The 14,223-nt window shown below is 73.1% G+C and carries 16 protein-coding genes; 10 read left to right on the top strand and 6 right to left on the bottom strand.

Annotated elements, in window-relative coordinates:
- Window positions 1-60: 60 nt before the first annotated feature.
- Window positions 61-972: an iron-sulfur binding domain-containing protein gene (locus QSK15_RS27805; protein WP_285797021.1), complete on the bottom strand. Its 912-nt coding sequence runs from the start codon at window positions 970-972 to the stop codon at window positions 61-63.
- A gap of 96 nt (window positions 973-1,068) precedes the next feature.
- On the opposite strand from QSK15_RS27805, the gene QSK15_RS27800 reads away from it, so the two are divergent.
- From QSK15_RS27800 to QSK15_RS27790, 3 genes are all read left to right on the top strand, one after another.
- A complete protein-coding gene (locus QSK15_RS27800) occupies window positions 1,069-1,581 on the top strand; it encodes a glycine cleavage system transcriptional repressor (protein WP_285797020.1) in 513 nt (170 codons plus the stop codon).
- Window positions 1,578-2,162: a peptide deformylase gene (locus QSK15_RS27795; RefSeq protein ID WP_285797019.1), complete on the top strand. Its 585-nt coding sequence runs from the start codon at window positions 1,578-1,580 to the stop codon at window positions 2,160-2,162. The genes QSK15_RS27800 and QSK15_RS27795 overlap by 4 nt, the downstream gene beginning before the upstream one ends.
- Before the next feature lie 106 nt (window positions 2,163-2,268).
- A complete protein-coding gene (locus QSK15_RS27790; RefSeq protein WP_285797018.1) occupies window positions 2,269-2,985 on the top strand; it encodes a hypothetical protein in 717 nt (238 codons plus the stop codon).
- A 6-nt stretch (window positions 2,986-2,991) separates the two neighbouring features.
- On the opposite strand, the gene disA is transcribed toward QSK15_RS27790, so the two are convergent.
- The 4 genes from disA to QSK15_RS27770 form a co-directional block, all read right to left on the bottom strand.
- Window positions 2,992-4,176, bottom strand: a complete 1,185-nt coding sequence (gene disA / locus QSK15_RS27785) for a DNA integrity scanning diadenylate cyclase DisA (protein WP_030327921.1) — start codon at window positions 4,174-4,176, stop codon at window positions 2,992-2,994.
- A gap of 131 nt (window positions 4,177-4,307) precedes the next feature.
- Window positions 4,308-5,765: a DNA repair protein RadA gene (gene radA / locus QSK15_RS27780; RefSeq protein WP_285797017.1), complete on the bottom strand. Its 1,458-nt coding sequence runs from the start codon at window positions 5,763-5,765 to the stop codon at window positions 4,308-4,310.
- A gap of 85 nt (window positions 5,766-5,850) precedes the next feature.
- Complete coding sequence (locus QSK15_RS27775; protein ID WP_285797016.1) at window positions 5,851-6,630, bottom strand: hypothetical protein; 780 nt, start codon at window positions 6,628-6,630, stop codon at window positions 5,851-5,853.
- 140 nt (window positions 6,631-6,770) lie between these two features.
- Window positions 6,771-7,610 (bottom strand): UbiA family prenyltransferase, encoded by an 840-nt coding sequence (locus QSK15_RS27770; protein WP_502889655.1) that lies wholly within the window; start codon window positions 7,608-7,610, stop codon window positions 6,771-6,773.
- A 46-nt stretch (window positions 7,611-7,656) separates the two neighbouring features.
- Between QSK15_RS27770 and QSK15_RS27765 the strand changes: the two genes are divergently transcribed.
- From QSK15_RS27765 to QSK15_RS27750, 4 genes are all read left to right on the top strand, one after another.
- Window positions 7,657-8,430, top strand: a complete 774-nt coding sequence (locus QSK15_RS27765) for a methyltransferase domain-containing protein (RefSeq protein WP_285797014.1) — start codon at window positions 7,657-7,659, stop codon at window positions 8,428-8,430.
- A gap of 41 nt (window positions 8,431-8,471) precedes the next feature.
- The gene (locus QSK15_RS27760; protein ID WP_210864859.1) at window positions 8,472-9,638 is read left to right on the top strand and encodes an acyl-CoA dehydrogenase family protein; all 1,167 of its coding nucleotides are present in this window, start codon (window positions 8,472-8,474) and stop codon (window positions 9,636-9,638) included.
- Between the two features lie 94 nt (window positions 9,639-9,732).
- Window positions 9,733-10,782 carry a type III polyketide synthase gene (locus QSK15_RS27755; RefSeq protein ID WP_285797013.1) on the top strand — a complete coding sequence of 350 codons (1,050 nt, stop codon included), beginning with the start codon at window positions 9,733-9,735 and terminating at the stop codon, window positions 10,780-10,782.
- A 57-nt stretch (window positions 10,783-10,839) separates the two neighbouring features.
- Window positions 10,840-11,454 carry a hypothetical protein gene (locus tag QSK15_RS27750; RefSeq protein WP_285797012.1) on the top strand — a complete coding sequence of 205 codons (615 nt, stop codon included), beginning with the start codon at window positions 10,840-10,842 and terminating at the stop codon, window positions 11,452-11,454.
- Between the two features lie 9 nt (window positions 11,455-11,463).
- Here the strand turns inward: QSK15_RS27750 and QSK15_RS27745 are convergent, their stop codons facing one another.
- On the bottom strand, window positions 11,464-12,156 hold the full coding sequence (locus tag QSK15_RS27745) for a hypothetical protein (RefSeq protein ID WP_285797011.1): 693 nt from the start codon (window positions 12,154-12,156) through the stop codon (window positions 11,464-11,466).
- 328 nt (window positions 12,157-12,484) lie between these two features.
- On the opposite strand from QSK15_RS27745, the gene QSK15_RS27740 reads away from it, so the two are divergent.
- The 3 genes from QSK15_RS27740 to ispF are packed head-to-tail and all read left to right on the top strand — an operon-like array spanning window position 12,485 to window position 14,221.
- Window positions 12,485-12,970, top strand: a complete 486-nt coding sequence (locus QSK15_RS27740; protein ID WP_007073334.1) for a CarD family transcriptional regulator — start codon at window positions 12,485-12,487, stop codon at window positions 12,968-12,970.
- A gap of 56 nt (window positions 12,971-13,026) precedes the next feature.
- Window positions 13,027-13,722 carry a 2-C-methyl-D-erythritol 4-phosphate cytidylyltransferase gene (ispD, locus tag QSK15_RS27735; RefSeq protein WP_285797010.1) on the top strand — a complete coding sequence of 232 codons (696 nt, stop codon included), beginning with the start codon at window positions 13,027-13,029 and terminating at the stop codon, window positions 13,720-13,722.
- Between the two features lie 16 nt (window positions 13,723-13,738).
- A complete protein-coding gene (gene ispF / locus QSK15_RS27730) occupies window positions 13,739-14,221 on the top strand; it encodes a 2-C-methyl-D-erythritol 2,4-cyclodiphosphate synthase (protein ID WP_285797009.1) in 483 nt (160 codons plus the stop codon).
- The last annotated feature ends 2 nt before the right edge of the window (window positions 14,222-14,223 follow it).

Raw genomic sequence — 14,223 nt, 5'->3', positions numbered from 1 at the left:
AGGACGCGGCGGGTGGGGCAGGGCGGTGCAGGAGGCGGCGGGACAGGCAGGGCGGGTGGGTCAGGTGGTCAGATCGGCTGTCGGGTGGGACGGGCCGTCGCCGGCCAGGCGAAAGGAGTCGGTGCCGACGGGCTCGACCAGCCCGTCCTGCACCAGGCCGGCGAGGGCGCGGGCGCGCTGCACGTCGTCGGTCCAGACCTGGTCCAGCCGCTGATGCGGAACCGGCCCGGTGCTGTCCCGCAGCACCCCGAGCAGCAGGCCGCGTACCTGTCGGTCGGTGCCCGCGTACCGCTGGGGTCGACGGGTTGGCCCCACCGGTGCCTGCTGGCCGGACGCCCGCCAGGCGCAGCTCGACTCGACGGGGCAGGCCGTGCAGCGCGGCGACCGGGCGGTGCAGATCACCGCTCCCAGCTCCATGAACGCCGCACTGGCCAGCGCTGCGGCGGCCGGTTCCAGTGGGAGCAGCTCTTCGGTGGCGACCAGGTCGGCGGGTCGGGTGACCGGCCCGGCGTCCGGTTCACCGGCCACTGCCCGGCACACGACCCGGCGTACGTTGGTGTCGACCACCGGGTGCCGCTGCCCGTAGGCGAAGGCGGCCACCGCCCGCGCGGTGTAGGTGCCGACGCCGGGCAGTGCCAGCAGGTGCTCCAGGCGGTCCGGCACCTGGCCGGCGTGCCGGTCGACGATCGCGACCGCGCATTCGCGCAGCCGCACAGCCCGACGGGGGTAGCCGAGGCGTCCCCACATCCGGATCGCCTCGGCGGGGGTGTCCGCCGCCAACGCGGCCGGCTCCGGCCACCGTGCCAGCCAGGCCTGCCATGCCGGCACCACCCGGACGACCGGCGTCTGCTGAAGCATGACCTCGCTGATCAGGATGGCCCACGGGGTGACACCGGGCTCGCGCCACGGCAGGTCCCGGGCGTGCCGCTGGAACCATCGGCTGACCACTGTGGCGAAGTCGGGTTGAGTCATGGCGTCGTCGATGATGTCACGCCCGGCGTTCCCGTTGGTTGGGCGGCTCGGGCGGGGTGCCACGTCGTCGTTCGGCGGACGGGGGAGAATGCCCGGATGAACGAGCTCGCGATCACCGTCATCGGTCGGGACCGGCCGGGCATCGTGGCCGACGTCGCGGAGGTGCTGGCCCGACTGGGCGCGAACCTCACCGACAGCACGATGACGCGGCTGCGGGGGCATTTCGCGATGACCCTCATCTGCACCGGGCCGGCCGCCGCCGAGGTCGAGGCCGCACTGGCGTCACTGACCGCCGAGGGCCACCTGTTGGCGACGGTACGCGCGGTCACCCCGGACGGCGACGTGCCGCCGGCTGGTGAGCCGTACGTGATGGCGGTGCACGGTTCGGACCGGATGGGGATCGTCGCGGCGATGACCCGGGTGCTGGTGGACGCCGGGGGGAATGTCACCGACCTGAGCACGCGGTTGACCGGTGAGCTCTACGTGGTCCTGGCGGAGGTCGAGTTGCCGGCCGGGGTGGCGGACACTCTGGTCGACCGGCTGCACCGGACGGCTGCCGAGCTGGGCGTGGAGGTCACCCTCCGGCCGGCGGACCCGGATCTGCTGTGACGGGCGAGGAGCGCGTGCCGGACGTCGAGGCGTACACCGGTCTGGGTGACTGGACGCCGGGCTCGCTGGCGGTGCCTGGCGTGGTGCGGCCGGTGGTGTCCGCCCCGCATGCGGTGTTGAGCCGGGCCGCGGACGAGGTCGATCCCACCGCCGCGGAGACGGTCCAGTTGGCGGCCGACCTGGTGGCCACGATGCGGGTCTCACCAGGCTGCGTCGGGCTGGCCGCACCGCAGGTCGGGGTGGGCGCTCGGGTCTTCGCTGTCGACGTGACCGGGCATCCGAAGGCGGTGACGGTGCACGGCACCTTCGTGCTGTGCAACGCGCGGGTGGTCGAGGCGACCCGGTGGAAGCCGGGCCGGGAGGGCTGCATGTCGGTGCCGGACCTGACCGGTGACGTGAAGCGGGCCAGCCGGTTGGTGGTGGAGGGTGACCTGCCGGGCAGTGGCGAGCCGGTCCGGTTGGTGACCGACGGCTTCGAGGCTCGGGCGTTGCAGCACGAGATCGACCATTGCGCGGGGCTGCTCTTCCTGGACCGGGTGGCCGGTGCGCACGCGATCTACCAGCGCAAGGTCTACCTGTGACCGGTGCGTCATCCGTCCTCAGTGGACGGTGGGGCGTACCCCTCGAATCGGTTCCGGCGCGTCGCGCCGCACTGCCGGGTACGGCGCGGCTACGGTGGAGGGCATCATGCGTCTGACGGTCGGCCCCCTGCCACCCGCCGTGTACTGGCGGCGTCGCGCCGTCGTACTCGGAGCGGGGTTTCTGTTCCTGATTGTCCTGCTCTACTCCTGCACCGGTTCGGATCGATCCGGCGGTCAGAAGCCGACGGCGGGCGGCACCCCGTCGGCGACGTCCGCCGCGACGTCTGATCCTGGCGGGCCGGTGCTGACACCGCAGACCGGATCTCCGTCACCGCCCGCGCCCGGTGATTCGGCTGCGACGACTCCGAGCCCGGCGATCACCAGCAACACCCCGCCGCTGGGTGCGGCGGCCGGTTCGGCGGACGACGGCACCTGCACCGACGGAGAGATCAGCGTCGTCGCGTCGGCGAGCCAGACCTCGGTGCAACGGGGCGCCGTGGTCGAGCTGCAACTGAAGATCAAGAACACGTCGGACCGGACGTGCAGTCGCAACGTGGGCGCCGACCTGCAGGAGATCTTCATCAAGTCCGGTGCCGAGAAGGTCTGGTCGTCGGACACCTGCGGCAAGGTCCAGGGCTCGGACCCGCAGTCCTTCACGCCAGGCTTCGTGCGCTCCTACGAGGTGCCGTGGAACGGGCGGGACACCAGCCGCTGCGACGGTGCGCTGGCCGGCGGGCCGTTCGCCCCGGTCGGGTCGTACCAGGTGTTCGCCCGGGTCGGCACGAAGCTCAGCGAGCCGGTGAAGCTGACCGTCACCGGCTGAGCCCGGTCAGACGTAGCGTTCCAGGATGGATGCCTCGGCGAGCCGGGACAGCCCTTCACGCACGCCGCGGGCCCGGGCGTCGCCGACCCCTTCGACGGCTTGCAGGTCCTCCACTGTCGCGCCGAGCAGCCGCTGGAGGCTGCCGAAGTGCAGCACCAGGCGGTCGACCACAGCCACCGGGAGCCGGGGCACCTTGGCCAGCAGTCGGAAGCCGCGCGGGCTGACCGCGGCGTCGAGCGCGTCGGACGCGGCCGGGTAGCCGATCGCCTTGGCGACCGACACCAGGTCGATCAGCTCGGTGGCACCGAGCAGGTCCAGCTCGACAAGAGCCTCGTCCAGGGTGCGGGACTTGCGGCCGACCGGGAGGTAGTCCCGGATGACCAAGGTCCGGTCGGCGTCCACGCCGGCCATCAGCTCGTCGAGTTGCAGGGCGAGCAGGCGGCCGTCGGTGCCCAGCTCCACCACGTAGCCGGCGATCTCGTCGGCGATCCGGCGAACCATCTCCAGTCGCTGCACCACTGCCACCGCGTCCCGCACGGTGACCAGATCCTCGATCTCCAGGGCGGAGAGCGTGCCGGAGACCTCGTCCAACCGGAGCTTGTAGCGCTCCAGGGTGGCGAGCGCCTGGTTGGCGCGGGAGAGGATGGCCGCCGAGTCGTCGAGCACGTGTCGTTGGCCGTTGACGTAGAGGCTGATGATCCGCATGGACTGGCTCACCGAGATGACCGGATAGCCGGTCTGGCGGGCCACCCGCTCGGCGGTGCGGTGCCGGGTGCCGGACTCCTCGGTCGGGATGGACGGGTCAGGCATCAGGTGCACGGCGGCCCGGACGATCCTGGTGCCGTCGCTGGAGAGCACAACGGCGCCGTCCATCTTGCACAGCTCGCGCACCCGGGTCGCGGAGAACTCCACGTCCAACGGGAAGCCACCGGTGCACAGGCCCTCGACGACCTTGTCGTAGCCGAGCACGATGAGCGCACCCGTGCGACCCCGCAGGATGCGCTCCAGACCGTCGCGTAGGGCGGTGCCCGGGGCCATCAGGGCGAGATTGGCGCGCAGCGGATCTCCGGCGCTCCCGGCGGCCCCCGCAGTCACGCTCACGCTGATCGGGCGGGCGGGCGAGCCCACGGCGCCGGTGCGGGCCTGGGGCGGCGCGCCGGCTGGCTTGGTGGTATCGCGGTCGATCGGCACGGGCACAGTCTACGGACTGCCGTGCGGTGGGTGCTGTCGTGGTTACTGTGATGTGTCACGATGCCGCCCTCTCCACCGTTTCCCGCTTGCGACCCGCTGTCCGGTTTCGCCGCCCGCGTCGGCACGGTGGGTCACTCGGCGGACGCACGGGCCGCATGGTGCAGCGCCGAGCGGACGTCGGTGACCTCGGTCACCCGCATCTGCTCGGGCCCGGCACCGGTGCTGGCCGGGCCGCAGCCGGGCGGCACCAGGGCCACCTTGAACCCCAGCCGGGCCGCCTCGGCCAGTCGGCGCGGCACCGCCCCGACCCGCCGCACCTCGCCGGTCAGCCCCACCTCACCGATCGCCACCAGGTGCGGCGCGATCGCCAGGTTGAGCCCGCCGGAGGCGACCGCCAGGGCCACCGCCAGGTCGGCGGCCGGCTCCACCACCCGGATCCCGCCCACGGTGGCGGCGAAAACCTCCCGGTCGTGCAGGGTCAGCCGCTCGGTGCGCCGTTGCAGCACCGCGAGCACCATCGCCAGTCGCGCCGAGTCGAGGCCGGAGACGGTGCGTCGGGGAGAGCCCGCCACCGCCGCGCCGATCAGCGCCTGCACCTCGGTGACCAGGGCCCGTCGCCCTTCCATGGCCACCGTCACGCAGGTGCCCGGGACCGGCTCCGCGTAGCGGGTCAGGAACAGCCCGGACGGGTCGGCCAGGCTGCTGATGCCGCCCTCGTGCATCTCGAAGCAGCCGACCTCGTCGGCCGCGCCGAACCTGTTCTTCACGCCGCGCACCAGGCGCAGCGACGAGTGCTTGTCGCCCTCGAAGTGCAGCACCACATCGACCAGGTGCTCGAGCACCCGGGGCCCGGCCACCTGGCCGTCCTTGGTCACGTGCCCGACCAGCACGGTGGCGATGCCCCGCTCCTTGGCGACCGACACCAGCGCCGCGGTGACCGCGCGGACCTGGGTCACCCCACCGGGCACCCCCTCGGTGCCGGTCGTCGAGATGGTCTGCACCGAGTCGAGCACCAACAGCCCCGGCTTGACCGCGTCGAGGTGCCCGAGCACCGAGGCCAGGTCGCTCTCCGCGGCGAGGTAGAGCTGCTCGTGCAGGGTGCCCATGCGCTCGGCGCGCAGCCGCACCTGACTCACCGACTCTTCGCCACTGACCACCAGCGAGGGGCTGCCGGCATTGACCGCCCACTGCTGTGCCACGTCGAGCAGGAGGGTCGACTTGCCCACGCCGGGCTCACCGGCGAGCAACACCACGGCACCGGGGACCAGGCCGCCGCCGAGCACCCGGTCCAGCTCACTGACCCCGGTGGGACGGGCGCGGGCCGGAGCGGCGCTGATGGTGGCGATCGGCCGGGCCGGCTCGGACGGCATCCGGGAGCTGACCACCCGACCGGAGACGGTCGGGCCGGTCACCGTGCTCTCGACCACCGCCCCCCACTCGCCGCACTCGGGGCAGCGCCCCACCCACTTGGGCGGCTGGTGCCCGCACGCGTCGCACTGGTAGGCGGGACGCGGTTCGCGGGCGGCGGACCGGGCACGGGCGGCACCGGCCGTGCCGCCACGCGGAGGGGTCGATCGGGACGTGGTCACATCAGGACGCTAGCCCCCGCGTACGACGAAAACACCCCGGCGTGGTGGTCACCACGCCGGGGCGTTCGTCGATGTGCGGAACGGGTCACTCGTGGGTCGTGCCGCCCTCGTTGCCCTCGTAGCCGCCCTCGCGCTCGATGATCGGCGACGGAGGGGCCGCCGGGGTGAGCGGCACCGCGACCGGCGCCTGGCCGGTGACCGTGTTGCCGTTGCCGAAGTCGAAGGTCACCACGACGTTCTGACCGGAGCGCAGCGCCTCGGTCAGGCCGATCAGCCGGAGCTGCGAGGTGGCCTCGGAGTTGAGCTGGATGTAGCTCAACGGCGCCAGCTCGATCCGGGCCGGCTGGCCCGGGGCGGCCGGGCTGGCCGAACCGGACGCCCGCGCCGACTCCGGGGCGGACGGGGTGGCCGAGGACGACCCGGTCTCGGACGGCGTCGCCGACGGGCTCGGCGAACCCGAGGTGGAGTTCGACGGGCTGGCCGAACCGGACGGCGACGGGCTCTCCGAGGCGGACTCCGAGGCGGATGGCGACGGGCTCGCCGAGCCGCCGCTGATCACCACCTCGCGGGCGCTCTCGGTGGTGACGGTGACCGTCACCGTCTCCTTGGAGTCGTTGTAGATCACGGCGCCGAGGCCGGCGTCCTGCCCGGCCCGGTAACCCTCGGTGCCCGGGTAGTCCACCAGCAGGCCCCGCACCGAGAAGGAACCGTTGTCGGTCGTGAGGTTGACGCCCTGGACCGACGGCTCCTTCAACGCGGTCTCGGCGATCTGACCGGCGCCGCATCCCGAAGCCAGCAGGCTGGCCGCCGCAATCCCGGACAGCAACAGGGCCGCCCGCCGGGATCCCCTGATCGAGCGCGTCACGTCGGTCCTCCTCGTCACAATCCCCACCCGGGCCGTACGCCGGGCACGGTGGCCATACCCGCGCAGACCGCGCTCCAGGGTAGTTGGGGCTGATCGAGGCCCGCACGCGGACCCGGCAATGCCACCTGGCCGGGTGGCGTTCAGACCACCCGACCGCTCGCCACCAGCAGAACCACGTCGATGAGGGCCACCAGCATGACCGCCCGGAAGGCCGCCACCGGCCGCTGACCGGCCCGGCTCGCCGAGCGCCCCGCGTACCAGCTCAGCGGCGGCACCACGGCGGCCGTGCCGACCGCCGCCCAGCCGATCGCCGACGGCGGCCCGGGTGGCCCGAGGACCAGGGCCGCGGTCGCCGCGAGCAGGAGACCCGCCGCGGCCACCCGGCTGCCGGTGGCGCCCAACCGGTGGGGCAGGCCGCGCACGCCGGTGCGGGCGTCGTCGGCCAGGTCGGGCAGCACGTTGGCGAAGTGCGCGCCGGCGCCCAGACAGGCCGCCGCCGCCACCAACCAGACGGGCGGGGCCGGCTGACCGGGCAGTGCCAGCACCACGAAGGCGGGCAGCGCGCCGAACGACACGGCGTAGGGCAGCACCGAGAACGCGGTGGCCTTGAGCGGCCAGTCGTAGAGCAGGGCGGAGACCAGGGCGAGGGTCAGCCAGAACGCCGCCGCCGGGTTCGTGGTCAGCGCCAGCAGGGGGCAGGCCACCGCGGCCGCCACGGCGGCCCAGGCCGTGACGCGCCGACCGACCGCGCCACTGGCGACCGGTTTGTCGGTACGCCCCACAGTGGCGTCCCGCTCGGCGTCCAGCGCGTCGTTGGTCCAGCCGACAGCGAGCTGGCTGGCCAGCACGGCGAGCACCACCGAGACGATTCCGGCCGGCCGGTGGCCCACTCCCCACGCCAGCAGACCGGCCACCGTGGTCACCGCCGCGGCCGGTTCCGGATGGCTCGCTCTGACCAGCCCTAACACCCTCGACGACATAAGGGAAGTCTGGTCGTTACCGAGCAGTCGTGCCACGCTCGGTTCCATGCGAGACGTGGCTGCGGCCGGGGCGCCCACCGGGCCGAGGGTGCTGCCGCGAAACGATCCGCGGCAGTACGACGATCTGGCCGGTGAGTGGTGGCGGCCCGACGGCGCGTTCGCGATGCTGCACTGGTTGGCGGAGGCCCGTGCGGCGCTGGTGCCGCCGGCCACCCGTGCGGGCGCGTTGCTCGTCGATCTGGGTTGCGGTGCCGGCCTGCTCGCGCCGCACCTGGCCGGCAAGGGCTACCGCCACGTCGGGGTGGACCTGACCCGTTCGGCACTCGTCCAGGCGGCCGAGCACGGGGTAGGCGTGATCCAGGGGGACGCCACCGCCGTTCCGTTGCCCGACGGCTGCGCCGACGTGGTCTCCGCCGGCGAGCTGCTGGAGCACGTGCCGGACTGGCCGCGGGCGGTGGCCGAGGCGTGCCGGCTGTTACGCCCGGGTGGCGTGCTGGTGCTGGACACCCTGAACGACACGGCGCTGGCCCGGCTCGTCGCGGTCCGGATCGCCGAGCGGCTGCCGACGGTGCCGCGTGGCATCCACGATCCTCGGTTGTTCGTGGACGCGCGGGCGCTGGTGGCCGAGTGTGCCCGACACGGTGTGGACCTGCGGTTGCGCGGCATCCGGCCGCAGATCGGCGGGGTGCTCGCCTGGCTGCTGCGCCGCGCCCGTGCGGCCGGAACGCCCGGTGCGGTGCCCGCCGGCCCGGCGCCGCGCATCGTGCCGACCCGCTCCACCGCCGTGCTCTACCAGGGCCGGGGGGTCCGCAAAGGATAGTCAGGCCGTGGCGGGGTATGGAACGCCGAGGAGGGGACGAGATGACGGTGCACGCGCTTGAGGCAGCTCGCCGGTTGGCACCACGGTTCGCCGCGCGCGCGGCCGAGCACGACCGGGACGGTTCCTTCCCTGTGGACGACTTCGCCGACCTGCGCGAGGCCGGCCTGTTCGGGTTGATGGTGCCCCGGGCGCTCGGTGGCCTGGGCGCCACCTTCGCCGAGTACGCCGCGGTGGCCACTGAGCTTGCCCGGGGCAACGGTGCGACGGCCCTGGTCTTCAACATGCACGCCTCGGTGACCGGTGCGCTGGGTGCGGTCACCGAGGAGTTGGCCGAGGCGCTGGGCGTACCGGACGAGGCGTTGGCCGCCCGCGACCGGCTGCTCAGCGCGGCGGCGCAGGGCTCCTGGTACGCGGTCGCGATGAGCGAGCGGGGCGCGGGCGCGCGGTTGTCCCAGCTGAGCACCTCGTACACGCCGATCGACGGGGGCTGGCAGCTCAAGGGCAGCAAGACCTTCTGCTCCGGTGCCGGGCACGCGGACGGCTACCTGGTGGCGGCACGCAGCGCGGCCGACCAGTCGGTGGTGTCCCAGTTCCTGGTGCCGGCCGGTGACGGGTTGACCGTGGAGCCGACCTGGGACTCGCTCGGCATGCGCGCCACCTCCTCCCACGACCTGCACCTGGACGTCAGCGTGCCCGCCGACCGGCTGCTCGGTGGGGTGGAGGGGCTGGCGCTGGTGGTCGCCCAACTGATGCCGCACTGGCTGGTGGCCAGCTACGCGGCGGTCTACGTGGGCGTGGCCCGCGCGGCGATCGATGCGGCGGCCGAGCACCTCAACGCCCGCAACCTGGCCGGTCTGCCGGCGGTACGGGCCCGGCTGGGTCGGGCGGACGCGGCGACGGCCGCCGCGCAGCTGGTGGTGGCGGAGGCGGCCCGCCGGGTGGACGAGGCGCCCGGTGACGAGGAGACCAACCGGTGGGTGTGGCGGGCGAAGCTGCTCGCCGGCACCACGGCCGCCGAGGTGGCGGCGTCGGTGTTGGAGGCGGCGGGCACCTCGGCGACCCGCCGTGGTCATCCGCTGGAGCGGCTCTACCGCGACGCCCGCTGCGGGTCACTGCACCCGGCCACGTCGGATGTCTGCGCCGACTGGCTCGGCATCGCCGCACTGGGTGGCGACCCGGATCGTGACGGATCGGCACCACGTTGGTGAGCCCGCGCCACCGGGCTCGCACGGGAGAACGACCAGCCGGCGTGGCTGGTGGGACGGCCAGGGGGAGGACAGCATCTGACGAGAGGTGGGGATCGTGTCCGTACCAGTGATCGCGGGGCTCGGGACAGCACAGCCGCCGTCCGCTTCGCAGGACGAGTTGTGGGAGGGCTTCTTCTCCCGGCACTTCTCCGGCACCACCCGGTCGTTGGCCCAGCGGATCTTCGCCAACTCCGGGGTGACCCGGCGGCAGGCTGCGGTGAACCCGCTGCTGGAGGACGTCTCGGACTGGCCGACCGAGCGCCGGATGCGCCGCTACCAGGTGGAGGCGCTGCCGCTGGGCAAGGAGGCGGTGGGCCGCGCGTTGACGGCGGCCGGGCTGAGCGCCGGTGACATCGGGTTGTTCATCGTCTGCTCCTGCACCGGGTACGCCACCCCGGGGCTGGACATTCTGCTCGCCCGGGACCTGGGCATGGCCGCGGACACCCAGCGGATGGTCATCGGCCACATGGGTTGTTACGCGGCGCTGCCGGGGCTCGGCGCGGCGAGCGACTTCGTCACTGCCCGGGGGCGTCCGGCGCTGCTGCTCTGCGCGGAGCTGACCAGCCTGCACATCCAGCCGTCCAGCGCCCGGGTGGACACCCAGCAGATCGTCTCCCACGCGCTCTTCTCGGACGCCGCGGTCGCCGCCGTGGTCGTGCCGGGCGGCCCGGGGTACGCGCTGCGTGAGGTCACCGCAGTCACCGACACCTCGACCGCTGACCACATGACCTGGGACGTCACCGACGCGGGGTTCCGGATGGGGTTGTCGCCGAAGGTGCCGCAGGTGCTGTCGAGGCACGTCCGAGGGCTCGTCGACGAGCTGCTGGCCCGGCACGGGATGACCAGCTCCGAGGTGGACGGTTGGGCGGTGCACCCGGGCGGGCCGCGGATCCTCAACGTGGTGGAGCGGGAGCTGGCGCTGCCCCCGCTGGGGCTGGCGGCGTCCCGGGCGACGCTTGACGAGCACGGCAACTGCTCGTCGCCGACGGTGCTGCTGATCCTGGACCGGTTGCGCCGGGCGACACCGGCGGCTCGGCACGTCGTCATGCTGGCCTTCGGCCCCGGCCTCACCCTGTACGCCGCCCTGCTCGATCGACAGGACTGAGCCTCCGGCCGGTACGCTCGTGCTGTGGATGCGACAGCGGACGACCGGCTCCGCTCGGTGGTGCTGTTCGGTGGCGCGGCGGCCGTTCTGATCGTGGGCGGCTGGTGGTGGCACTCTGCCGCGCCCTCGTCGACGGCAGGGACGGCTGTCCCTTCCGCGGCGGCGGTGCCGTCGGTCGGGCCGAGCGTCAGCACCCCCCTGGAACGTCTCATCGTGGCTGAGGAGCCCGAAGCGCGGATCACGGCACGGATGGACCCCTTGACCGGCGAGGTCACCCGGGTGGAAAGCCGTCCGTGGGCGGTGATCGACCCGGAGACGGGCTCGATCAGCGATATCGAGGGCGATCCCAAGGTGCTCTTTCCCTCGGGTGACCTGCCCCCGTTCAACGAGACCGTCTGGCGGGAGCAGCGGGAGCTCGCTCCCGGCCAGGAAGTGACTCGGCAGGCCGGCGACGGCGGCGCCCGCTACCTGCTCCAGTACCGGTGCACCCGCCCCGGCACGATGGCGCTTACGAGCGACGGTGCCAAGGTCAACGGTCAGCTTCGGATCGACTGCGATGGCACGATCGCCAACGCCGAGGTGCTGCCCTTTGGCGGGCCGTTCCGGTTGTCGCTGTCGGCCGTCGACCGGCCCATCGACATCCAGGCGCAGCTCGTCGCGCTGCCCCGCTAGGTCCGGCGCTCAGGCGGCGAGGGCGCTCAGGTCGCTCCGGTAGGACTCGATCGTGCCCAGGTCGGGCAGCACCCGGGTCACTGTGCCGGCGCGGTCGACCAGCAGGGCGGTGGCGGTGCCGGGGCGGGCCGGTTGACCCAGGAACGAGCGCAGCCCGCCGGCCGGGTCGGCCAGGACGTGCGCCTGCCGCTGGGTGGTCGGCGCGGCCGGGGCGCTGCGCCCTGTGGTGACGGTGACCACTGAGACGTCGGCGGGCGCGGCTGCCAGGGCCTCGGTGACCCGGTCCGGGCAGGGGCAACCGTCCAACAGGATGATCATGGCGGGTAGCAGGCCGCGCAGTGGCACCGGTGCGTCCTGCGCGTCGACCAGGTCCAGTGCGGGCAGCGCCTGCCCGGTCAGGCTGGCCGGTGGCGAGTAGGGGGTCGGGGTCGGGCGCTCGGTGCCGCGGTTGGCCCGGGGCCAGGTGACCACCAGCAGGCCGGCCAGCGTGGTGACGACCGCCACCAGCAGGACCAGCAGCGGCAGCCCCAGAGCCCGGTGACCGCCAGGGAGGCCGCTGGCCCGACGGAGCTCACGGCGGACCTGGGCCGCCTCGGCGGCCAGCGCGGAGGCGTCGTCGGGGACCACCACCCGGCCCCATTCGGGAGGCAGGCCGGGCAGGCCGTCGGCTGGCCCGTTACCTTCTGCGTCCGGCTTGCCCATCGGACCTCCTGGAAGCGTCTCGAGAGCGGAGTGCGGCTCGGTCTCCAGGGTCGCGCACCGGGGGCTCCTCCCGCTACATCTGGGCGCGGCCCGGCTGGCCGGGCTACCATGGGAGGAGCGCATAGCCCTTGATCTCGACGTTCTGTTCACCCGTACCGGGCAGTCATTTGTGCGTTACGGAGCGTGTTCGAACCATCGGTTTGACCGCCTGTCAAGCTGAAGCAAGACCTCTCACAGGGCCCCTGAGCTGCGCCAACGGTCAGGACATCGGTGAGACATCGGTGCCTGAGCGTGTTACCCTAGACACAGCGAAAGGGGTTTCGAACCTATGGTTTTCAGTGTCGGCGAGACCGTTGTTTACCCCCACCACGGGGCCGCACTCATCGAGGCAATCGAGACTCGGGTCATCAAGGGCGAGCCTAAGCAATACCTCGTCCTGAGGGTCGCGCAGGGTGACCTGACGGTCCGGGTGCCGGCCGAGAACGCCGAGATCGTGGGCGTCCGTGAGGTGGTCGGCGAAGAGGGCCTCGGCAAGGTCTTCGACGTTCTGCGGGCTCCGCACACCGAGGAGCCGACCAACTGGTCGCGGCGTTACAAGGCCAATCTGGAAAAGCTGGCTTCCGGCAATCCGCTGAAGGTCGCCGAGGTCGTGCGTGACCTGTGGCGCCGGGAGCGGGAGCGGGGCCTCTCTGCGGGCGAGAAGCGGATGCTCGCCAAGGCCCGCGACATTCTCGTCGGCGAGGTCGCGCTGGCTGAGAAGAGCACCAAGGATGAGGCGGAGACGCTGCTCGACAAGGTCCTCACCGAGGCCTAGTCCGCACAGCATCGTCGTACCCACTTCATAGTGAAGAAACCACCGAGGACCGCGACGTGACCGCGCAGCTCAATCCGCGCGGTGACGTCGCGGTCCTCGTGCCAGCAGCGGGTGCCGGCGTACGGCTCGGCCCCGGCCGACCCAAGGCGCTGCGCCTGCTCGCCGGTGAGCCGCTGTTGGTGCACGCCGTGCGTCGACTGGCCGCCGCGCCCTCCGTGCACACCATCGTGGTGGCCGCGCCGACCGCCGAGGTGCAGGCCGTCCGCGAGCTGTTGGCCCCGGTCGCACCGGTGACCGTGGTGCCCGGCGGGGCGGAACGGCAGGCGTCCGTCGCCGCCGCGCTGGCCGCCGTGCCGGCCGGCCCGACGATCGTCCTGGTGCACGATGCCGCCAGGGCGCTCACCCCGCCCGAGCTTGTCGAATCCGTCGCGGCGGCGGTCCGGGGCGGGCGTGACGCGGTGATCCCGGTCCTGCCGGTCGTCGACACCATCAAGGAGGTCGGCGCCGGCGAGGTGGTGCTCGGCACCGTCGACAGGTCCGCCCTGCGCGCGGTGCAGACCCCGCAGGGTTTCCGCCGGGCCGTGCTCAGCGCCGCGCACGCCGCTGCCGGTGACTCCCTCACCGACGACGCCGGGCTGGTCGAGAAGCAGGGTGTCGAGGTGAGCTGCGTGCCCGGCTCGGAGTACGCAGTGAAAATCACCCGACCGTTCGACCTGGCCCTGGCGGAGCATCTGCTTGCCGCGACCGGTTGACGCGTACCCTCTGCTCATGATCGTTCCTCGGGTGGCCATCGGGACCGACGTGCACGCGTTCGAGCCGGGCCGGCCGTGCTGGGTGGCCGGGCTGCTCTGGCCCGACCAGGACGGCCTCGCCGGGCACTCGGACGCCGACGTGGTCGCGCACGCCGCCTGCAACGCGCTGCTCTCCGCCGCCGGTCTCGGTGATCTCGGGTCCGCCTTCGGCGTTGACCAGCCGGAGTGGGCCGGCGCGTCCGGGGTGGCGCTGCTGACCGAGACGGCCCGCCGGGTGCGGGCCGTCGGCCTGGAGATCGGCAACGTGTCGGTGCAGGTCGTCGGCAACCGTCCCAAGATCGGCCGCCGCCGTGCGGAGGCGCAGGAGGTCCTGTCTGCCGCCGTCGGCGCCCCGGTCACCGTCTCGGCGGCGACCACCGACGGGCTCGGCTTCGCCGGTCGTGAGGAAGGGTTGGCCGGGATCGCGGTGGCCCTGGTGTACGACGCTCCGGCCGCCTAGGC

Source organism: Micromonospora sp. NBRC 107095, assembly GCF_030269705.1.
Lineage (GTDB): Bacteria > Actinomycetota > Actinomycetes > Mycobacteriales > Micromonosporaceae > Micromonospora > Micromonospora parva.
This window is presented reverse-complemented; position numbering and strand designations above follow the sequence as displayed.